This is a genomic window from Amorphus coralli DSM 19760 (assembly GCF_000374525.1).
GTDB classification, from domain to species: domain Bacteria; phylum Pseudomonadota; class Alphaproteobacteria; order Rhizobiales; family Amorphaceae; genus Amorphus; species Amorphus coralli.
Window position 1 is genome coordinate 586,654 of sequence record NZ_KB894572.1, and the last position, 18,806, is coordinate 605,459.

At 66.0% G+C, this 18,806-nt stretch carries 15 protein-coding genes and 1 pseudogene; 12 read left to right on the forward strand and 4 right to left on the reverse strand.

Going from position 1 to position 18,806, the window contains the following annotated elements:
• Positions 1-20 precede the first annotated feature (20 nt).
• The 3 genes from C507_RS0110640 (at position 21) to C507_RS0110650 (ending at position 2,869) form a co-directional block, all read left to right on the forward strand.
• Positions 21-851 (forward strand): p-hydroxycinnamoyl CoA hydratase/lyase, encoded by an 831-nt coding sequence (locus C507_RS0110640; protein ID WP_018699680.1) that lies wholly within the window; start codon positions 21-23, stop codon positions 849-851.
• A complete protein-coding gene (locus C507_RS0110645) occupies positions 848-1,987 on the forward strand; it encodes a CaiB/BaiF CoA transferase family protein (RefSeq protein WP_018699681.1) in 1,140 nt (379 codons plus the stop codon). Before C507_RS0110640 ends, C507_RS0110645 begins: the two co-directional genes overlap by 4 nt.
• A gap of 138 nt (positions 1,988-2,125) precedes the next feature.
• Entirely contained in the window at positions 2,126-2,869 is a 744-nt protein-coding gene (locus C507_RS0110650) for an SDR family NAD(P)-dependent oxidoreductase (protein ID WP_018699682.1), read from the forward strand.
• A 21-nt stretch (positions 2,870-2,890) separates the two neighbouring features.
• Here C507_RS0110650 and C507_RS0110655 read toward each other — a convergent pair whose 3' ends face one another.
• Both C507_RS0110655 and C507_RS0110660 read right to left on the reverse strand, forming a co-directional pair.
• Complete coding sequence (locus C507_RS0110655) at positions 2,891-4,084, reverse strand: MFS transporter (protein WP_026319005.1); 1,194 nt, start codon at positions 4,082-4,084, stop codon at positions 2,891-2,893.
• Between the two features lie 166 nt (positions 4,085-4,250).
• Positions 4,251-5,012: a FadR/GntR family transcriptional regulator gene (locus tag C507_RS0110660; protein WP_018699684.1), complete on the reverse strand. Its 762-nt coding sequence runs from the start codon at positions 5,010-5,012 to the stop codon at positions 4,251-4,253.
• Between the two features lie 367 nt (positions 5,013-5,379).
• Here C507_RS0110660 and C507_RS23605 point away from each other — a divergent pair.
• From C507_RS23605 to C507_RS0110695, 8 genes and pseudogenes are all read left to right on the forward strand, one after another.
• Positions 5,380-5,862: pseudogene (locus C507_RS23605) on the forward strand (NAD(P)-dependent oxidoreductase); the annotation flags it as partial.
• 33 nt (positions 5,863-5,895) lie between these two features.
• Entirely contained in the window at positions 5,896-6,285 is a 390-nt protein-coding gene (locus C507_RS23610; RefSeq protein ID WP_342662897.1) for an NAD-binding protein, read from the forward strand.
• 115 nt (positions 6,286-6,400) lie between these two features.
• Complete coding sequence (locus C507_RS0110670; RefSeq protein ID WP_018699686.1) at positions 6,401-7,261, forward strand: enoyl-CoA hydratase/isomerase family protein; 861 nt, start codon at positions 6,401-6,403, stop codon at positions 7,259-7,261.
• A 157-nt stretch (positions 7,262-7,418) separates the two neighbouring features.
• A complete protein-coding gene (locus C507_RS0110675) occupies positions 7,419-8,504 on the forward strand; it encodes a C4-dicarboxylate TRAP transporter substrate-binding protein (RefSeq protein ID WP_018699687.1) in 1,086 nt (361 codons plus the stop codon).
• 77 nt (positions 8,505-8,581) lie between these two features.
• Positions 8,582-10,531: a TRAP transporter large permease subunit gene (locus tag C507_RS0110680; protein WP_156829247.1), complete on the forward strand. Its 1,950-nt coding sequence runs from the start codon at positions 8,582-8,584 to the stop codon at positions 10,529-10,531.
• Positions 10,532-10,622: 91 nt separating this feature from the next.
• Entirely contained in the window at positions 10,623-11,462 is an 840-nt protein-coding gene (locus C507_RS0110685) for a 1-deoxy-D-xylulose-5-phosphate synthase N-terminal domain-containing protein (RefSeq protein ID WP_018699689.1), read from the forward strand.
• Positions 11,455-12,474, forward strand: coding sequence for a transketolase family protein (locus tag C507_RS0110690; RefSeq protein WP_018699690.1), 1,020 nt, complete (start codon positions 11,455-11,457; stop codon positions 12,472-12,474). The genes C507_RS0110685 and C507_RS0110690 overlap by 8 nt, the downstream gene beginning before the upstream one ends.
• 42 nt (positions 12,475-12,516) lie before the next feature.
• A complete protein-coding gene (locus C507_RS0110695; RefSeq protein ID WP_018699691.1) occupies positions 12,517-13,890 on the forward strand; it encodes an amidohydrolase family protein in 1,374 nt (457 codons plus the stop codon).
• Between the two features lie 60 nt (positions 13,891-13,950).
• On the opposite strand, the gene C507_RS0110700 is transcribed toward C507_RS0110695, so the two are convergent.
• Positions 13,951-15,078 (reverse strand): MFS transporter, encoded by a 1,128-nt coding sequence (locus tag C507_RS0110700; RefSeq protein WP_245559670.1) that lies wholly within the window; start codon positions 15,076-15,078, stop codon positions 13,951-13,953.
• Positions 15,075-16,406: an HdeD family acid-resistance protein gene (locus C507_RS0110705; RefSeq protein ID WP_018699693.1), complete on the reverse strand. Its 1,332-nt coding sequence runs from the start codon at positions 16,404-16,406 to the stop codon at positions 15,075-15,077. The genes C507_RS0110700 and C507_RS0110705 overlap by 4 nt, the downstream gene beginning before the upstream one ends.
• A 361-nt stretch (positions 16,407-16,767) precedes the next feature.
• On the opposite strand from C507_RS0110705, the gene C507_RS23550 reads away from it, so the two are divergent.
• Positions 16,768-18,806, forward strand: a 2,039-nt coding sequence (locus C507_RS23550; RefSeq protein ID WP_018699694.1) for a S8 family serine peptidase, incomplete at its 3' end; no start/stop codon positions are given.

Below are 18,806 nucleotides of genomic sequence, written 5' to 3' on the forward strand. Positions count from 1 at the left end.
ATGAGTTGAGGAGAGAAACCGTGGATTTCGAGAAATTGCAGGCCGTGAAGGTGGAAAAGCGGGACGGCGTCGCGACCGTGATGCTGAACCGTCCGGAGAAGCGCAATGCCATGAGCCCGCAGCTTCACTTCGAGATGGTGGATGTTCTCAAGGAACTGGCCGAGGACGACGAGACCCAGGTGCTGGTACTGACCGGCGCGGGTGACAGCTGGTGCGCTGGCCAGGATATCAAGCTCTTCTTCCGCGAACTGGACGACAAGCCGAAGGAGCGGCACCTGGCGCGGCTCGCGAACCACGAATGGCGCTGGACGCTGCTGAGCGCCTTTCCCAAGCCCACCATTGCGATGGTCAACGGATACTGCTTCGGCGGCGCCTTCGTGCAGCTGTTCGCCTGCGATTTCGCGATTGCCGCCGACGATGCCCAGTTCGGCCTGTCGGAGGTGAATTGGGGCATCCTGCCGGGCGGGCTGGTCGGCAAGGTGATCGTCGACGGGCTCTCCTATCGCGACGCCGTCTGGTACGCGATGACGGGCGAGCCGTTCGACGGGCGCAAGGCCGCCGAAATCAAGCTGATCAGCAAGTCGGTGCCGGCAGACAAGCTGCACGAAACCACGATGGAACTGGCCCAGTCGCTCTGCCGCAAGAATCCGCAGACGCTGCGCACCATCAAGGAAAGCCTGCGCCTCGTCCGTGGCATGAGCGTCGACCAGGCAGCCGACTATCTCCTCGCGAAGGAGCGGGAAATGCGCTTCATGGATCCGGAATCCGGGCGAGCGAAGGCCATGAAGCAGTTCCTCGACGACAAGACCTACCGTCCCGGAATTGGCGAGTACCAGAGGGATGAGGCGTGAGCGGCGACGTCCTTTCCGGCGTTCGGGTCCTTGAACTCGGCAGCTTCATCACGGCGCCCTATGCCGGGTTGCTGCTCGCCGATCTCGGTGCCGACGTGGTCAAGATCGAGCCGCCGGACGGCGATCCGTTCCGCTCGTTCGGGACGGGCAAGTACAGTCCGAACTTCGTCGGCTACAACCGCAACAAGCGCAGCGCGGTGCTGGACCTGAAGACGGAGGAGGGGCGCGTCGCGCTTCTCGACCTCGTGCGCGACGCCGACGTGCTCATCGAGAATTTCCGGCCCGGCGTCATGGAGCGTGTCGGGCTGGACTACGAGACGCTGAAGGCGGCCAATCCCAGCCTCGTTTATTGCGCCATTTCCGGCTTTGCGCGGAACGGTCCGAACCGGGATCGCCCGGCCTTCGACACCATCGGTCAGGCATTGAGCGGCCTGCTCGATCTGACGCTCGACCCGGACAAGCCGATGGTGCGGGGGCCGACCATCTCCGACCAGTTGGCCGGCTTCTATGCCTGCTACGGCATCCTTGGCGCGCTGTTCGCCCGGCAGGCGAGCGGCGAGGGCAGGCGGGTCGACGTCAACATGATCGAGGCTTCGATGGCCTTCATGCCGGACGTGTTCGCCAGCTTCACCCGGCAGGGGGTGGTCATGAACTCGCGCACCCGAGCCGCCTATTCACAGGCCTACGCGCTGGTGTGCGCCGACGGTCGCATCGTCGGGTTGCAGCTATCGTCGCTGGAAAAATTCTGGGTCGCCCTGACTGAAGCCATGGAGCGTCCGGACCTTGTGAAGGACCCGCGCTTCGCAACCCGGATGGACCGCATCCGCAACGTGGAGGACCTCAACCTCCTTCTGGCCGATACGTTCCGCCAACGTCCGCGCGCCGAATGGCTGGAGCGGCTCGCACAAGCCGATGTGCCGCACGCTTCGGTCAACAGCATCGACGAGGTGATGACGGATCCGGAAATTCTCGCCAGCGGCAGCTTCTACGACATCGAGCATCCCGAAATGGGAACGGTTCGGGCACTTCACCGGCCGGTTCTGTACGACGGAGAGCGGCAGGAGGGTCGGTGCCCTCCGACACTGGGCGAGCATACCGAGGAGGTGCTTGCGGCCAGAGCCAGCACGGAAAGCTAGATCCGGGAGTGCCGTTCATCGCCGCGGCCACTCGGCCATTGGATCATGACATCGCCATGCCGGGACACCGACCGCGCGTATGGGCTTGCCTCGCCGCACGTTGCATGCGTCATGGGGAGGGGCCTGCGAGGTGGCGACATGTCCGGAACCGAATCCCAACCGACACTGCTTCTCACCGGCGCAAGCCGGGGCATCGGCCATGCGACGGTGCGGCTGTTTTCGATGCATGGCTGGCGGGTGATCACCTGCTCGCGCCATGCCTTTCCGGAAAACTGTCCGTGGCCGGGCGGTCGTGAAAACCACATCCAGCTCGACCTGGCCGATCCGAAGAGCACCATCGCGGCGACCGAGGAGATCAAGAAGCGGCTGGCCGACGGCAAGTTGCAGGCGCTCGTCAACAATGCCGGCATCTCACCGAAAGGCCCAGACGGTGAGCGCCTGGATACCTTCAACACAGATCTCGCCGACTGGGGCCGGGTGTTCCACGTCAACTTCTTCGCCGCGGTGGTGCTGGCGCGCGAACTGAAGGACCAGTTGATTGCGGGGCGCGGCTCCATCGTCAACGTGACCTCCATCGCCGGAAGCCGCGTACATCCGTTCGCCGGAGCCGCCTACGCGACGTCGAAGGCCGCGCTCGCCGCGCTGACCCGCGAACTCGCCCACGATTTCGGACCGCACGGTGTCCGCGTCAACGCGATCGCGCCCGGCGAGGTGGAGACGGGGATCCTCAGCCCGGGAACCGAGAAGATCGTCGAGACGCTGCCGCTCCGTCGCCTCGGCCTCCCGGAGGAGGTTGCCTCGACCATTTTCTTTTTGTGTTCTCGCGACAGCAGCTACGTCACCGGTACGGAAATCGAGATCAATGGCGGCCAGCACGTCTGACCGGTCGGCCCCCGGGCGGCCTCAGAGATCGCGCCGCCGCGGCAACAGGGGCATCAGGGCGATCATGACCAGGCTGATCAGGGCGATCGCCACGTAGGAACTGGTGAACGTTCCGGTGCTGTTGGAGAGCAGCCCGACGGACAGCGGGCCGAGCACGCCGCCGACCTCGCCCGCCATGTAAAACAGGCCGCTTGCCCGCCCGTGGGCTTCGCGCCGCATGCCCGGCGCTTCCAGGAGAAGGAGCAGGACGACGGTGATCGCCGCCCCGCGGGTGATGCCGAGCAAGATCAGGGCCACGAGCATCAGCGTTGCGTCGTCGGAGGCAAGAAGCAGGCTTCCCACGAAAACGAGGCTGAACAGCCCGATCAGGATGGCGATGCGCCGCCGCCGGATGGCGAGGCGCGGCACGATCAGCGAGCCAACGATGCCGACGAGCGTTGGGATGGCGGCCCAGACGCCGGCCTCGCGTGCGTCGAGGCCACCTGCCCTGAGCATTTCCGGCAGCCAGTTGTTCAGAGCGTGGTTGATGAAGAACAGCCCCACCGCCATGCCAAGAATGAGGCGCACAGAGGGTACGGCGAAGAGGCTCTTCACGGAGCCACGGGCGAGATTGAGCTCGTCGGCGCTCACGGGCGTTTCGGTGCTGGCGTCCGGATGGCTGGCAAGAGTGTACCAGATCACCGCGCTGGCGAGGGCGAGCAGGCCGTAGATCCACATCACGGACCGCCAGTCGCCTCCGGCGAGCGGCAGGATCACGCTGACGGTGAGCGCGAGCGCCGCTGCCGTCCCGAGTGCCGGGCCGGTCATGTAGATCCCCATGGCCATGCCGCGGTTCGGCCCTTCGAACCACTGGGCAACCAGCTTGGGCGCGCCGACAGAGATAAGCGGGCCGCCCAGGCCGAACAGCGCCACGGCGAGGAAGAGGGTGGTTTCGCCGTCTGCCAGTCCCCGGGCGATGCCGGACAGCGCGATGGCCAGACCGCCCAGGAACAGCGACAGGCGCGGGGTAAGCCGGTCGAGGAGGATACCGCAGGGCAGGGCGGCGATCAGGTAGGCGAGCGGCCAGGCGCCGAGAATCAAACCCATCCGGGCATTGTCGAGGCCGAGCTCCCGTCCGATGACCGGGATCAGGGGAGCCATGGAGGCGACGATGACGCCGAAGCTGAAATAGAGCAGCCAGATCCCGGCAAGGAGTATCCAACGATAGGCGATCATGGCCGGGAAAGCCTCAAAGGCGGTGTCCACGGGCGCGCTGGCCGGGCGGGACACGTCGATGAAGGGCAGATGGCCGCGCGGCGGCTCGCGGCCCGGCAGTGCCTGGCCCTCCTAGCATGGTCCACGCCGCGTTAAGAAGCCATTCGGAGAGGGCCGGCGAGCCGGGCTATTCGTGGCTGGCGCAGAGGTGCTGCTCCATCGCCTCGTGGTGGCGCAGCACGGCCAGACGCCCCGCCTCCACATCGCGGTCCCGGATGGCGGCCAGGATCGGCTCGTGGATCGCGGTGATTTCCGCCGCATCGATCTGCTGCAGCCAGTCGGGGACTGCGCCGCGATCGATCCAGCCACGGTGTTCGTAGCGGATCAGGTTGGCGTGGACACTCTCGTAGATGGAGGCGAGGAACGGATTGTGGGATGCGCGGACCACTGTGGCATGAAAGCTCGTGTCGGCGCTCATCCAGGCCGCGATGTCGCCGGTGCTGGAAAGAAGTTGATCCAGGGCCGCTTTTCCGGCGTCCACCTCGTCGAGCGTGGCCCGTTCGATGGCTTCCGTCACCCCGGCGGTCTCCAGCCACAGGCGGAGTTCGTTGAGCTGCGCGGCCGATTCGCGGTCGAGGCTGAGCATGAGATTGACGGATGCGGTGAAGCCCTCCTGCGGCCGACGCATCACGTAAGCGCCAGAGCCGCGTCGGGTGTGCACGAGGCCCTTCACCACAAGGATGCGGATCGCCTGGCTGACCGTCGGGCGGCTGGTGGCGAGCATCCGGGCCAGATCACGCTCGGATGGAAGTCGCGCACCGGCCTCCAGCCGACCGCTGACGATCATCTCCTGAACCTGGTCGGCTATTTCTTCCGCGGCCCCGCTTCCGCCGGCCGAGCCAATGGCCGGCGTTTCCTCAATGGGCCGCCAAAGAGCCTCGTCGGTCAACAGTTTAGCTCTCGCCAAGCTTTGCCTCGTTCATACTGTGCGGTGACACCATCGCTTTCTGGTCTAGCCGCATTGCGGACGCTGTCAACACGGCCGGCACGGCTAGGTTGAGCACTTATTCCGGGCGGACGCCGGCTTCGCGAGATCGGGGCCAGAGGGAGCCGGGTGATGCACACGCCGATCGTGACCCGATCAGGAAGCGTGCGAAGCACTTCCGCTTGACGGGCCTCAATGACATCCGTAGCTTGATAAAAAATTGGCTTAGCCACTTTAGTCCAGTGCTCGCAAGGTCGCGAGCGCTGCGGCGAGGGGGCAAGACCGCACCGCCGGTGGCAGGTGGTGAGAAGAACGGAAAAAGGGGAGGCAACTCGCCATGACGGGATTGACCCTTGGCTGGCTCGGCACGGGTCGAATGGGTACGGCGATGGCTCGCCGGCTGATCGACGCCGGCCACGACGTAACGGTCTGGAACCGCACCAGGTCGAAGGCCGAGCCGCTTGCGGCAGCCGGCGCCAAGGTTGCCGACGAGATCGTCGGCCTCGCCGAAACCGATATCGTCTTCATTATGGTGTCCACGCCGAAGGACCTCGCCGAGGTCGTCACCGGCGAGAAGGGGCTCCTGTCCGCCGCATCCCGTCCGAAGGTCATCGTCGACTGCTCGTCGGTGTCCATCGAGGCGTCGGCTGCCGTTCGCGCCGCGGTCGAGTCGAAGGGTGTCGGCTTCCTCGCCTCGCCCATCAGCGGCAACCCGCACGTCGTCGCCGAAGGCAATTCGATCCTGATGGTCTCGGGCCCGAAGAAGATCTACGACGAGGTCCGGCCCTATCTAGACGCCATTCCAAAGACATCCGTCTGGGTGGGCGAAGGTGAGCAGGCCCGGGTGGTGAAGATTTGCCACAATCTCTATCTGGGACTGCTGGTGCAGTCGCTGTCAGAGGTCACTGTGCTCGCCGAGAAATCGGGCGTGCCGCGTGAGGCCTTTCTGGATTTCCTCAATTCCACGGTGCTTGCCACCGACTGGGTGAAGAAGCGCACCCCCGACATGCTGTCGATGGACTGGACGCCGACCTTCACCACCGAGCTGCTGCGCAAGGACTTCGATCTCGGCCTCGCCGTCGCGCGCCAGGAGGAGGTCCCGGTGCCGCTCACCGCGGGCACCATGCAGATGATCCAGAACGCCATCGGCCGCGGCCACCGCGACGACGATTTCCTGTCCCTGTTCGAGGTGCAGGGCGATTCCGCCGGAATGAAGCTCGCTCCGCGCAACGCGTAGGCCGGGCTCGCCCTCCGTCCCCGCGCGGGGTCGCGAGGGCCGACCGACAAATGTCAATGCAAACGATTGCACGATCGCGATCGGCACTATAACCAGGGCCTAGGAGGAACCGTTCATGTCGCTGCAGGCTTTCGTGCCCACCCCCGAGTTCGACGAGTACAGCGAAGCCTTCAAGGACTTCTTCAAGATGACGCGCCGCGACGACGGCGTGATCCTGATCGAAGCCCACACGCTCGGCGGTCCCATCCAGCTAAGCGTCCAGAATCACCGCGCCCTCGGCCAGATGCTGAAGATCGTCGGGTCGGATCCGAAGAACGAGATCATGATCCTCACCGGTTCGGGCGAGGAGTTCATGATGGACTCCGATCCGGAAGGCTTCGCGCTGGAAGAAGAGGACATGGAGTACTGGGCGTACGAGTACGCCTTCAAGGACGGCCGCATCAACGTCAGCTCGCTGATCAACGATCTGGAGATCCCGACCATCGGCATCTTCAACGGTCCCGGCTTCCATTCCGAGATCGTGCTGATGTGCGACATCACCATCGCGGCAGACGATGCGACCGTGTTCGATCTCCACTACGACATCGGATCGGTGCCCGCCGACGGCATCCACAACTGCTTCCAGGAGCTGCTCGGCGTCAAACGCGCCGCCTATGCGCTGCTGACCGGCGAGGCGATCACCGCAGAGAAGGCGCTGGAATGGGGCATGGTCAACGAGATCATGCCGCGCGATCAGCTGATCGACCGGGCCTACACGATCGCCGATCACATCATGACCCAGCCGCGCACGACGCGTCGGCTCACGGCCCAGATCGTGCGCCGGCCGTGGAAGCAGCGCATCGTCAACGATCTCGACCTGGGCTTCGGTACCCAGATGTTTGGCCACGTTTCGAAGAAGAAGGCGATCCACACCCGCCAGGGCATCTCCTCGGTGGTCGACTACGTACGCCAGGGCAGGAAGAACAATTTCGACTGATGTGCGCGCGGCCCCCTCGCGTCCGGTCGCGACCTGCCACAGGCGGCGTTGACACCGGGAGGGGCCGGACTGGAAAGTGGCTTGGCCAGTAAGGCGGGAAAACAACCGGCATTGGCCAAAAAAACACCGACAAGACGGATCCTTGGGAGGACGACCAATGCAGATCACCAGACGGACTGCGATGATGGGAATGATCTCGGCGACGGCTCTGCCGGTGCTGGGCTCGGGCAAGGTCTTTGCGCAGGAGACCATTCCGCTCACGATTTCCTCCAGCCACCCGCTGACGATTCCGTGGGTGACGCCGCTGAAGACCATCGTGGTGGAGCGGTCCAACAAGCTTCTGGAGGAGATGGGGTCCAACCACCGCATCGACTGGACGGAAGCCTTCGGCGGCACCCTCTACAATTTCAAGGACACGCTCGAGGCCGTGTCGACCCAGCTTACCGACATGGGCTGGATCGGCTCGCTGTTCGAGCCGGCCGCGCTGCCGCTTCAGAACATCATGTACTCCACCCCGTTCGTCACCCAGACCGTGGCGCAGGCGACCAACACGATGAACCGGCTGAATTCCGAACAGCCGGCGATGAAGGAGGAGTGGTCGCGCCAGAACGTCTCCTTCTTCGGCTCGTGCGTTTCGGACGGCTACAGCCTGTTCACCAAGAAGCCGATCGAGAAGCTTTCCGATCTGGAAGGCATGAAGATTCTTGGCGGGACCGTGCTGGCCCCCTGGGTGGAGCCGCTCGGCGCGACCCTGATCGCCACCGGCATCCCGCAGATGTACAGCCAGATGCAGACCGGCGTCGGCGACGGCGTGCTGCTGATTTCCACCGGCGCCTATCCGCTGAAGCTGCACGAGGTCGCGCCTCACGTGACCCGGGTGGACACTGGCCCGCTCACCTTCGGCGGCTTCGGCGTCAACTCCGACACCTACAACGCCCTGCCGGATGACGTACAGCAGGTGCTGGCGGAGCTCGGCGCCGGCTACTCGACGGAGAATGCCCGCCTGATCGTCGAGCGCGAGAAGCAGGTGTTCGACCTCTTCGAGAAGGAGGGCGCGACCGTCTCCGACATGCCGCAGGCCCAGAAGAAGGAATGGGTCAACCGTATGCCGGATCTCGGCAAGGCGTGGGTCGATGCGGTGGAGGGCCCCAACGTGCCTGCCCGCGAGATCATGATGGCCTTTATGGAGACGGTTCAGGCGGAAGGCGCCAACCCGCTCCGCGACTGGTCCGCCGGCCTCTGAGCCATGCAACGAACCCGCTCCGGCCGTCCGCGGCCGGAGCCCTTCCCGCAGGCACGACGGATGGCAAAGGCCGCTTCATGACGGGTCGCACTGAAGACACCGCTGCCCCGCCGATGGGGATGGGGGCGAGGCTCGACCGCGCCGTGGGTGCCGTCTCCTACAGCCTCACAACGCTCGGCTCCACGGTGATCGCGAGCTTCATGCTGCTGATCTGCGCCGACGTGCTTCTGCGCAAGTTTTTCTCGCTGCCCCTCAACGGCGTGTCGGAGTTCGTCGCCTACGCGATCGTCGCCTGCGTGTTCTGCCAGCTCGGCGCCACCATGCGCGCCGGCAAGATGATCCACGCCGACTTCCTCATGGGCGGCTGGGAACGCGACAAACCGGTTCTCGCCCATGGCGCCATGGCGCTCTACGCCGCCATCGCGCTGGCTCTGCTTGCCCTGATGGTCCAGTGGCTGGCCGACGATGCGGCCGACGCGTGGCGCACCGACGAGTTTGCTGGCGCAGTGGGTGCCTTCCAGATGCCGCTCTGGCCGTTCAAGCTGGCCACCGCGATCGGTGCACTTGTGGCCACCGCCGAGGCGCTCATCCTGTTGTGTCGCCATGGCGCGAAGTTCCTGCGCGCGCTCGCCGTGCCGGGGCCCGGGCGCGGACTCGTTGGCCTGGTCATCCTGGTCGTGCTGATGGCCGCTTTCCTGCTGCTCATCGCCTACGGCGACCTCTCGCGCATGCAGCTCGGCTTTCTCGCCTTCCTCGGCCTGTTCGCGATGGTCGCCTGCGGCATGCCGGTCGCTTTTGCCCTCATCGGCATGTCGTTCGTGGCGATCTGGGCGATCCGCAGCAATGTCGATGTTTCTCTGAACGCGCTGGGGATCTCTGCGTCCGGCGCGGTCCGCTCGTTTGAATTCGGCGTGGTGCCGCTGTTCGTGATGATGGGGCTGGTTCTCGACCGCGCAGATGTCGGGCGCGACGCATTCCGGGTTGCCGTCGTGCTTCTGCGCGGGGTCAGGGGAGGACTTGCCAACGCCACCGTCGGCGCCAACGCGATCTTCGCCGCCATCACCGGCTCCTCCATCGCGTCCGCCGCCGTGTTCAGCCGCATCGCCGTGCCGCCGATGGTGGAGGCCGGCTACACACGGCGCTTCGCCGTCGGCGTGGTGGCCGGATCCTCGGTGCTAGGTATGCTGATCCCGCCGAGCCTGCTCCTGATCATCTACGGTCTGGTGGCGGAGACCTCGATCGGTGCGCTGTTCGTCGCCGCCATCGTGCCGGGCATACTGCTGGCCGTCGCCTTTGGCTTGATGAACGCCACCATGGCCACCTTCGCCAAGGGCTTCGTCGGCAACGCGAAGCCCGATGCCACCGACGAAAGAATGAGCTTCGGCGAGATGCTGGCCAATCTGGCGCCGGTCATCTTTCTCATCGTGCTGGTCATGGGTGGCATTTACGGCGGTCTGGTTAGCCCCACCGAGGCGGGTGCGCTGGGGGCGCTCGGGGCGCTCGTCGTGGCCGCGGCCCGCGGCCGGCTGACCTGGCCGACGCTGAAGGACGTGGTGCTTGAGGCGGGCTTCGTCACCGCCGGCATTCTCTTCTTGATCATCGCCGCGAGCTTCTATTCGCGGATGATCGCGCTCTCCTCCATTCCCATGGTGATGACCCAGTTTATTGCCGGCCAGGACCTGACGCTGATCGCCTTCTGCCTGACCTACGTGGCTCTGGTCATGCTGCTCGGCATGATCCTCGATTCCGTGTCGATCATCCTGATCGTCAGCCCGATCGCGCTGCCGATCATTGCGGCCCTCGGCGGCGATCCGATCTGGTTCGGCGTGCTCACCATCATCGCGGTGGAGATCGGCCTGCTCACGCCCCCCTTCGGCCTGTCCGTCTTCGTGGTCAAAGGGTCGCTTCCGGACGGCTACGTCACGCTCGGCGAGATTTTCTCCGGGGTGACGCCGTTCGTGGTGACGATGGTGCTGTTCACCGTCCTGATGGTCTTCGTTCCCGGCATCGCGCTGGTGCTCCTGTAGCGCCCGCGCGCCGCCCCGACTGCTGGTTCGGCCGGGGTCTCGCGTTCCGCGCGGGCCTATGCCCTTCGATCCGATCTTTTGGAGACGACTGATGAGCGACACCGCGGCCCCCGAACGGGGCAGAAACGACCTGCCGGCCGGCACCGGGCGCGACCCGGCCCGGTTCGCCGATGCCATCAGACTTCACGCGCTGCGAATGGTGGCGCCGCAGGGCTTCGGCTATCTGGGGCAGGCGCTGTCCTGCGCAGAGCTCGTCGCCACCCTCTACACCTCCGCCTACCGGCCCGAGATCGACGACGTGGTCTGCTCACCGGGCCACTACATTCTCGCCTTCTACGCGGCGGAGGCGGAGGTCGGCCGGCTCGACCCGGCCCTTCTCGACACCTACGGCAAGAACGACAGCGACCTGGAGGCCATCGGCACCGAGCGCTCGCCCGGCGTCGACCTCACCGGCGGCTCGCTGGGCATGGGGCTCTCCGGCGCCATCGGCTTTGCGCTGGCCAACCGGCTGTCGGGCACGCAGGGCTTCACCTACGCCCTGATCAGCGACGGCGAGCTGCAGGAAGGCCAGATCTGGGAGGCGGCCCTGTTCGCCGGCCACAACAAGCTGAACCGGCTGGTGGTGCTGCTCGACGCCAACAACTCCCAGGTGGACGGCCCCGTCGACACCATCACTACGCTGGAGCCCATCGCCGACAAGTGGCGGGCCTTCGGCTGGGCCGCCCACGACATCGACGGCCACGATCCGGAGGCGATCGACAGGGCGCTCAAGGCGGCGCTCCAATCCGAGTTGCCGACGATCCTGATCGGCCGCACCTCGACGCGCACCGGTCTCGCCTGCCTGCCGGCGGATGCCGACGGCCATTTCATCAAGCTGCCGGAAGAGCTGACCCGGCTTGCGACCGAAGAGCTGGAGAGCCGCCTTGCGTGACGCCCCCTATGCCACCGAGCTGAAACCGTATGGGCGGGCGCTGCTGGCGCTCGCCGAGACCCGGCCGGACATCCTCTGCATCACCGGCGACCTCACCCGGCAGTGCGAGATCGACCTGTTCCAGGACAAGCTTCCCGGCCGCTTCATCCATGCGGGCATGGCCGAGGCCAACATGATGAGCATGGCCGGCGCGCTGGCCCGGCGCGGCTACATCCCGTTCGTGCACACCTTCGGGGTGTTCGCCACCCGCCGCCCCTACGACCAGATCGTCAACACCATCGCCTATCCGAATCTGCCGGTGAGGATCGTCGGCTTCATGCCGGGCGTCAGCACGCCGGGCGGCCCGAGCCATCAGGCCATCGACGACGTGGCGATCATGCGGGCGATCCCCGGAATGACCATCGTCGATGCCGCCGACGCCCAGGAAATCGCCGACATCGTCCCGCAGATCGTCGATGTGCCCGGGCCGGTCTATCTGCGCCTGAAGCGCGGCGAGGTGCCGGTGATGTTCGACGAAGGCCACCGGTTCAGCCTGACCCGCGCGGAAGTGATCCGCGATGGCGGCGACGTGGCGATCCTCACGTCCGGCATGATGCTCGCTTCCGCGGTCCAGGCGGCCGACGCGCTCACGGAGGCCGGCATTTCGGTCTCGCTCGTCCACGTGCCCGTCATCAAACCGCTCGACCGCGAGACGCTCATCCGCGTCATCGGCCGGGCTAAGGCGGTGGTCGCGGTCGAGAACCACACCACAATCGGCGGGCTCGGCAGCGCGGTCGCCGAACTCATTGCCGACGAAGGGCTCGGCGTGCGGCTCGCCCGGGTGGGCCTTGCAGACACCTACGCGGAAGGCTCGCTCAACGCGCCGCACCTGTTTCAGAAGTACAGCCTGTCCAGCCAGGACGTGACCGACGCGGCGTGGCGCGTGGCCGAGCGCGCCGGAATTGCGGCCGGCGGGTCCGTCCCGAAGGTGCGGGCCGTGCCGGTGCAGGCGGGCGAATACGCGCCCGTCTGAGACGGGCGGATCACAGGACCAACGGTTTCGGGGAGGAAACCCATGGCGCATACCCTCATCAAGGGCGGCCAGGTCGTCACCATGGACGACACGCTCGGCGACTTCGAGCGCGCCGACGTGCTGGTCGAGAACGACCGCGTGCTGGCGGTCGGCCCGGATCTCGACGTGCCGGCTGGCGCCGAGATCGTCGATGCGTCGAACCGCATCGTCATGCCGGGCTTTGTCAACGCCCACATCCACACCTGGCAGACTGGGCTGCGCGGGCTCGGCAGCGACTGGACGTCCACCAACTATTTCCGGGCCGTCCACGCAGGCCTCGCCGGCTTCTTCCGGCCCGCCGACATCCGCATCGCCAACCTGATGGGCGCGTTGAACCAGATCAACCAGGGCGTCACCACCCTCGTCGACTGGCACCACAACAACCCGACCCCGGACCATACCGACGCTGCCGTCGACGGGCTGGAGGAGTCCGGCATCCGCGCCGTCTTCCTGCACGGCTCGCCGAAGCCCGACCCCAAGCCCGGCCAGAAGCCCTATTCAGAGATCCCGATGCCGCGCGGCGAGGTGGAGCGTCTGCGCAAGGGGCGGCTCGCCAGCGACGACGCGCTGGTCACCATGGGGCTTGCCATCCTCGGCCCGCAGATGTGCACGGAGGAGGTGCTGATGTCCGATCTGGAGCTGGCCAGGGAGTACGATCTCGTCACCTCCCTGCATCACTCCAATGCGGCGATGCTGGCACCCGCGGGCTACCGGCTGGCGGCGGGGAAGGGGTTGATCGACCGCCGTTTCAACGTCGTGCATGGCAACGAGCTTACCGACGCCGACCTGGCCCTCCTGCTGGAGAACGGGGCGACCTTTTCCGTCACCGCCGAGGTCGAGATGCAGATGTGCTACACCGACCCGCTGTCGGGCCGGCTCGTGGCGCTGGGCGGACCGATCTCGGTTGGCTCCGACGTGGAAAGCGCCTACGCGCCGGACATGTTTGCTGTCACCCGGTTCTCCATGCAGGCCGAACGGCATCTCACCTCGATGCGCATGAAGGCCGTCACCGGCGAGCGGCCGCACCCGATGCCGGTCACCGTGAGGCAGGCGCTCGGCTGGGCCACCACCGGCGGCGCCTATGCCTTCCGGCTGGACGACAGGATCGGCTCGCTGACGCCGGGCAAGCAGGCCGACCTCGTGCTCCTGCGCGCCGACGATCTGAACATAATCGGCGTTCAGGATCCCGCCCACGCCGTCGTTTGCTACGCCAATCCCGGCAACGTTGACGCCGTCATGATCGCCGGCCAGTTCCGCAAGCGCGACGGACGGCTCCTGGCCGACGGGCTGGCGGAGAAGGCGGCTGCGCTTGTCGCGTCGGGCCAGCGCATCGTGTCGGATTTCAGATCGAGTGCCACAACGGCGGAGTTCATGTGACCGGCCGCGCGGATGGACGTCATCTGCCCCCGACTCGGAGGTATGCATCGCTTTTTTGAGTCAGGCCTTTGACCGGCTTGCCAGCATGAACAGCGCGAGCGCCGCACAGGACACCGCCGCAAACAGCGGCAGTCCGTGGGCCGTCAGGTGCATGGCAGTGCCGCCCATAAGGGGACCGAGGAGCGCGCCGAAACCCCAGACGACCGAGAGAATGGCATAGAGGCTGACCTGTTCCGCCCCCTGGAATCGACTGCCGATCACCGTCACCATGATCGTGTAGATGCCCGCGAACGCCCCGCCCCAGACGAACAGCAGCGGATAGGCGATCCAGGGGTCGGCCAGCGCGAACGGCCAGACAGCGGCCCCGGCGGCAGAGAAGGCAGCGAGACCGAGCGCGAGCCTGCGACGATCCATCCTGTCCCCCAGCCAGCCGATCGGCAGCTGAAGCACGATGGCGCCCACCATGAGAATGGTGATCAGAAGCGTCGCATGTGTCTGCGACCACCCGGCATCCATGGCGTAGAGCGGCAAGAGCGTCAGGCCAGCGGTCTCCAGAGCGGCGTTGAGCATTGTCGCAAAGATTGCCACCGGCGCCAGCCGCAGGGCCCGAAGCGGGCTCATCATTGGGTGATAGTCGAGAACGATGCGGCGCGGCGCCATGCCAACGAAGACGGCGAGCGCGACCAGCGACAGCGCCGCCCCGGCGAGGAACGGCAGCGGTCCCTCGCTGCCGATGATTGCGATGATGGCCGGACCCAGTGCGAAGCCGAGCGACAGGCTCGCAACATAGAAGGCGATGCTGCGCGCTCGCGTGGCCTCCGAACTGATCTGATTGATCCATGTCTCGGTGGTGACGAACAGCGTTTCGGATACTATCCCGAGGGCGAGCCGCAACGGGAACCACAGCCAGAGCGCCGGGGCGAATGGGAACAGAAAGAGGGTAAGGCCCCCGCCGGCAAGCGCGGCCAGCGCGCTTCGGGCCGTGCCGAAACGGCTGACAAGCGTCGGGAGAAACGGGGCGACCAGGAGCACGCCAAGCGCGTGCATGGCCGCGTTGGCGCCGATCATGAATTCGGACCAGCCGGCGGCGTCCATCTGCAGCGCGATGAGCGGCGCACTCAGCCCGTATGTGAGCCCGAAGATCGCCGCGGTGAATGTTATTGCGGCCTGGTCGCGCAGCGGGTTCACGATCCCGGATCGGCCGCGTCGGAACCGGCCGGTTTCCGTCGACGCCACGCGTCCGCCACCCGCCGCCGCCAGCTGCGGTCGCTGCCCTCCGTCACGTCCCGGAGCACGCTGGCATAGTCGAGTGCCAGGCCGGGTGTCCAGGTCATGACCTCGGCCCGACCGCGGATGATCTGCAAGAGCCAGAAATCGGGGTTGGTCAAAATCTGGCAGAAGCGGAGCAATGGGCGTCGATCTCCGAGGATGCCTTCGGTGGCCGCATCGAGGGCGATGATCGCGGAGGTCGAACAGTTTCTGGCGGTCAGGTTGTAGGTCGCGTCACGCGAATACTCCTGCCAGAACGCCCTCAGTGCGGGAGCATTGAACCGGTTGAAGACGACGGTGCGATCGGCGGGGCACCAGTCGGCAGCTTCTTCCTGGTAGGAGGGTTGCAGCAGGCCGGGCACGTTGTTTTCTGGCCCGGCATTGAGAAGCCGGCGAAATTCGTCGCCGCTGCGATCGATCTCCACCGCCGGATAGTGGCTGACATAGATGTCCGGCGTCATCTCCAGAGCCGCGTGCCCGGTGGACACGATTCCGTTGTGATCGACTGCGGCGACGTACCGCCTGAGAACGGGAAGTCCGCGTGCCCCGCGCACCGATCCCATCGCGGTCCAGACTCTCACGAACAACCTCTGCTGCGGCGTGTCCGGCCCGCCCCACTCTTCCACGACGTTGTTTCTGCGCGTGTGCCAGAAGCGGGATGCGAACAGCGGCAGCGACGTGACCGACGCGCCGCTCGGCAGACGGCGCAGCTGGACGGCCATGGTCACGAGGGACGCACCGGTAAAAAGCAGAAGAAGTGCCAGGAAGAAGGGAACCGTCAGCCGGTGGGGCAGCGGGTGGCCGGCGTGAATGAGGATGCCGGCACAGACCTCCAGGATGCCGACGAGCACCGCCTGAGGCCAGCGCGGACTGCGAACGAGGAGGGCCGATCCCGTCCTGATGATCCCATCGGCCACGAAGGCGAGGCCGAACAGGAGAGCGCTCGCGATGTTGTTGTCCCACGGGATATCGGCGACGAGGAAACCCGCGACCATGAAGGTGAGGCCGCGCAGGATGTGGCTGCTGCCGCTGCGCAACCCGAGAAGGCAGCCGGCAACCAGTTCGACGATGCCCTGAAGCGCGAGCAGGACGCCAAGCGTGTCCACCACGACGCTCATCTTGCCATCGCTGAGATCGGCGAGCATGAGCCCGCCCACGAGCAGCCAGACTGCGCCGGCGGTCGCAAGAATTCGCCACTTTCTGCGCAGTGCACGGGCACCCAGCAACAATATCGCAAGCCGGATCATGCGTTCGCGTACTCCCTCAATGCCACGCGCGCTCACACATTAAGCATGCTGCAGAATACAAGGGAATGGCGAGTCCGGGCCGCGCGAGGCGTGTGTATGGCCGTTATCACGGGATGGCCGCGCGTTGCTTGCCGCGCCACTGTCCGTGCTCTCTCCGAAAGGCGCACTCAGCGCGCAAGTGTGGCATTTCTGCACCTCTGGGTAGAATGTGTGCGCGCATCTCTGCATTGACCATCAATTCCCGTTGCCTAGTGGCACTGCAGACGGAATCGTGCAGGGCTGACGTGTTCGCTTAGCGAACACGGGGGCAAGAATTGAACCGGTCCATGATTGTCGGAGCCGGCTTGGGAGGGCAGTTCTGATGGTGTCTGCGCGCATTGGATTCAGTGCCGCTCTGCTGGCGGTCAGCCTTGCCGCGGGAAGTCAGGGCGCCGCAGCCCAGTCAGCACCGGAGCCGACCCACCATGGCGTCGCCTTCATCCGGGATGCCCTGAGCGAGGCTGCGGCCTTCGGCGACCGGTCGCTGATCGCGAGCGTGGTGGAGAATGCGCGACTGACACCGCTGCGCTCCGCTGCAATCGCCGACGCCGCAATCGCCCTTCGCCCTGACCTCGCGGCCTCCATCGAGCGGGCGATCTCTGCCGGCCGCAATCTTGCCGATACCTGGCCCGCGGCCTCCGTGTCCCTGCAGGCTGGCCAGAGCGCCGACGCGCCTCCTGCCGCACCCTTCGCCAATCCGACGCCCTATCCCGGCGGTAACCCCGACATTCCACTCGCATCCCTGACCGAGTTCCAACGGAACTACAGCCTGGACGCGATGGGCGTCGCGGCGGCGCTGGCGCAGGACATCACGGGTGATGATGTTGTGGTCGGCGTCATCGATACCGGCATCGACGTCCGACCCGACGGGTCGGTTCATCCGGAATTCTGGCAGCGCCTGGATTCGCGCTCGACCAGCTTCCTTCACTGGTTCGATCACGATCTCGTCTGCAACTCGAGCAACGTCGCCTGGTGTCAGCAATATTCCGAAAGCGAGATCCGCGCGGCGTTCGCCCAGGGGGGCGATGACTCGCAGGACCAGAACGGGCACGGCACTCATGTCTCCGGCATCATCGCGGCCGGCGAGAACGGCTTCGGCATGCAGGGCGTTGCGCCGGATGCGATCATTTTGGCGGTCAAGGCGATCAGCCAGGGCGGCAAGGTCGTCGATGACGATGGCGACCCGGTGCCCACCTACATTCTCGAACAATGCGGCGTCTCAATCCTGAGTGATGATTGCGCTCCGATCGGCGGCGAGGGCAGCGAGACAACCAAGGCGTTCCGGTACCTTTCCCAGTTCTCCGACGTACGCGTAATCAACGGAAGCTTTGGGCCCGGCACGACCGATGGGGCGACTACGTGGGATCTCGGCGATAGCGAAGCCCAGGCCAACCTGCTGTCTGAAGCCCAGGCCGTCCGTGGGTCCCTCGACGCAGGCCAGATCGTCGTCATGGCGGCGGGCAATTCGCGCCTCGAAGCGCCAGTCTATTCGGAGAGCCCCAGCGGCATCGGTCTTTATCCGTTCATCCAGCCGGCGAATTCCGGTGCCACCAACTCTGCCGGTGCCCTGATCTACGACGACCAAGGGACCGGGCTCGACCTGAGCTTCACTTCGGCCGAAGCACTTGCCGCGGCGGAAGCGGCAGACGGTAAAGCCAGAGGCCGCATCGTCGTCGTGGTGGCGCTCGATGCCTACAATCACCTCGCATCCTATTCCCAGATGTGCGGCGCAGCGGCCGAATGGTGTGTCTCCGCTCCCGGTGGCGACCAGGTCGCGCCCTACTATCCGGAGACGGGCCTCCCGGGCGATCGCGGCATCTACTCGACCGTTCCGGAGGACAGCTACGGTTTCAAGTCCGGCACCTCGATGGCGGCACCGAACGTGGCCGGGGCGATTGCCGTCCTGATCGAGGCCTACCCGACTTTCACGCCGGCGGAGATCGTGCACATCCTGTTCACCACCGCCGAGGACCTGGGCGCGCCGGGCGTCGACCCGATCTTCGGCTGGGGCCTCGTCCGCCTCGACCGGGCGCTTTCCGTCGGTCCCGTCGGCATGAGCGGAACCGGCACCTACACGGTCGGCGCGGGCGGCTCCGACACCACCTGGCTCGTCGACTTCACCAGCCAGGGTGGCCTGGAGAAGACCGGCGCCGGCACCCTTACGGTGGCCAGCGCGGCGACCTTCCAGAAGGCCTCCACCGTCTCCGGCGGCACCCTGTCGGTCGGCGGCACGCTGACGACGCCGAGCCTCTCGGTGGACCAGGGCGCGACGCTGTCTGGAACCGGCTCGGTCGCAGCCGACATCACCGTCGCCGGCCGGCTCGCCCCGGGCAACTCGCCCGGCACGCTGTTGGTCACCGG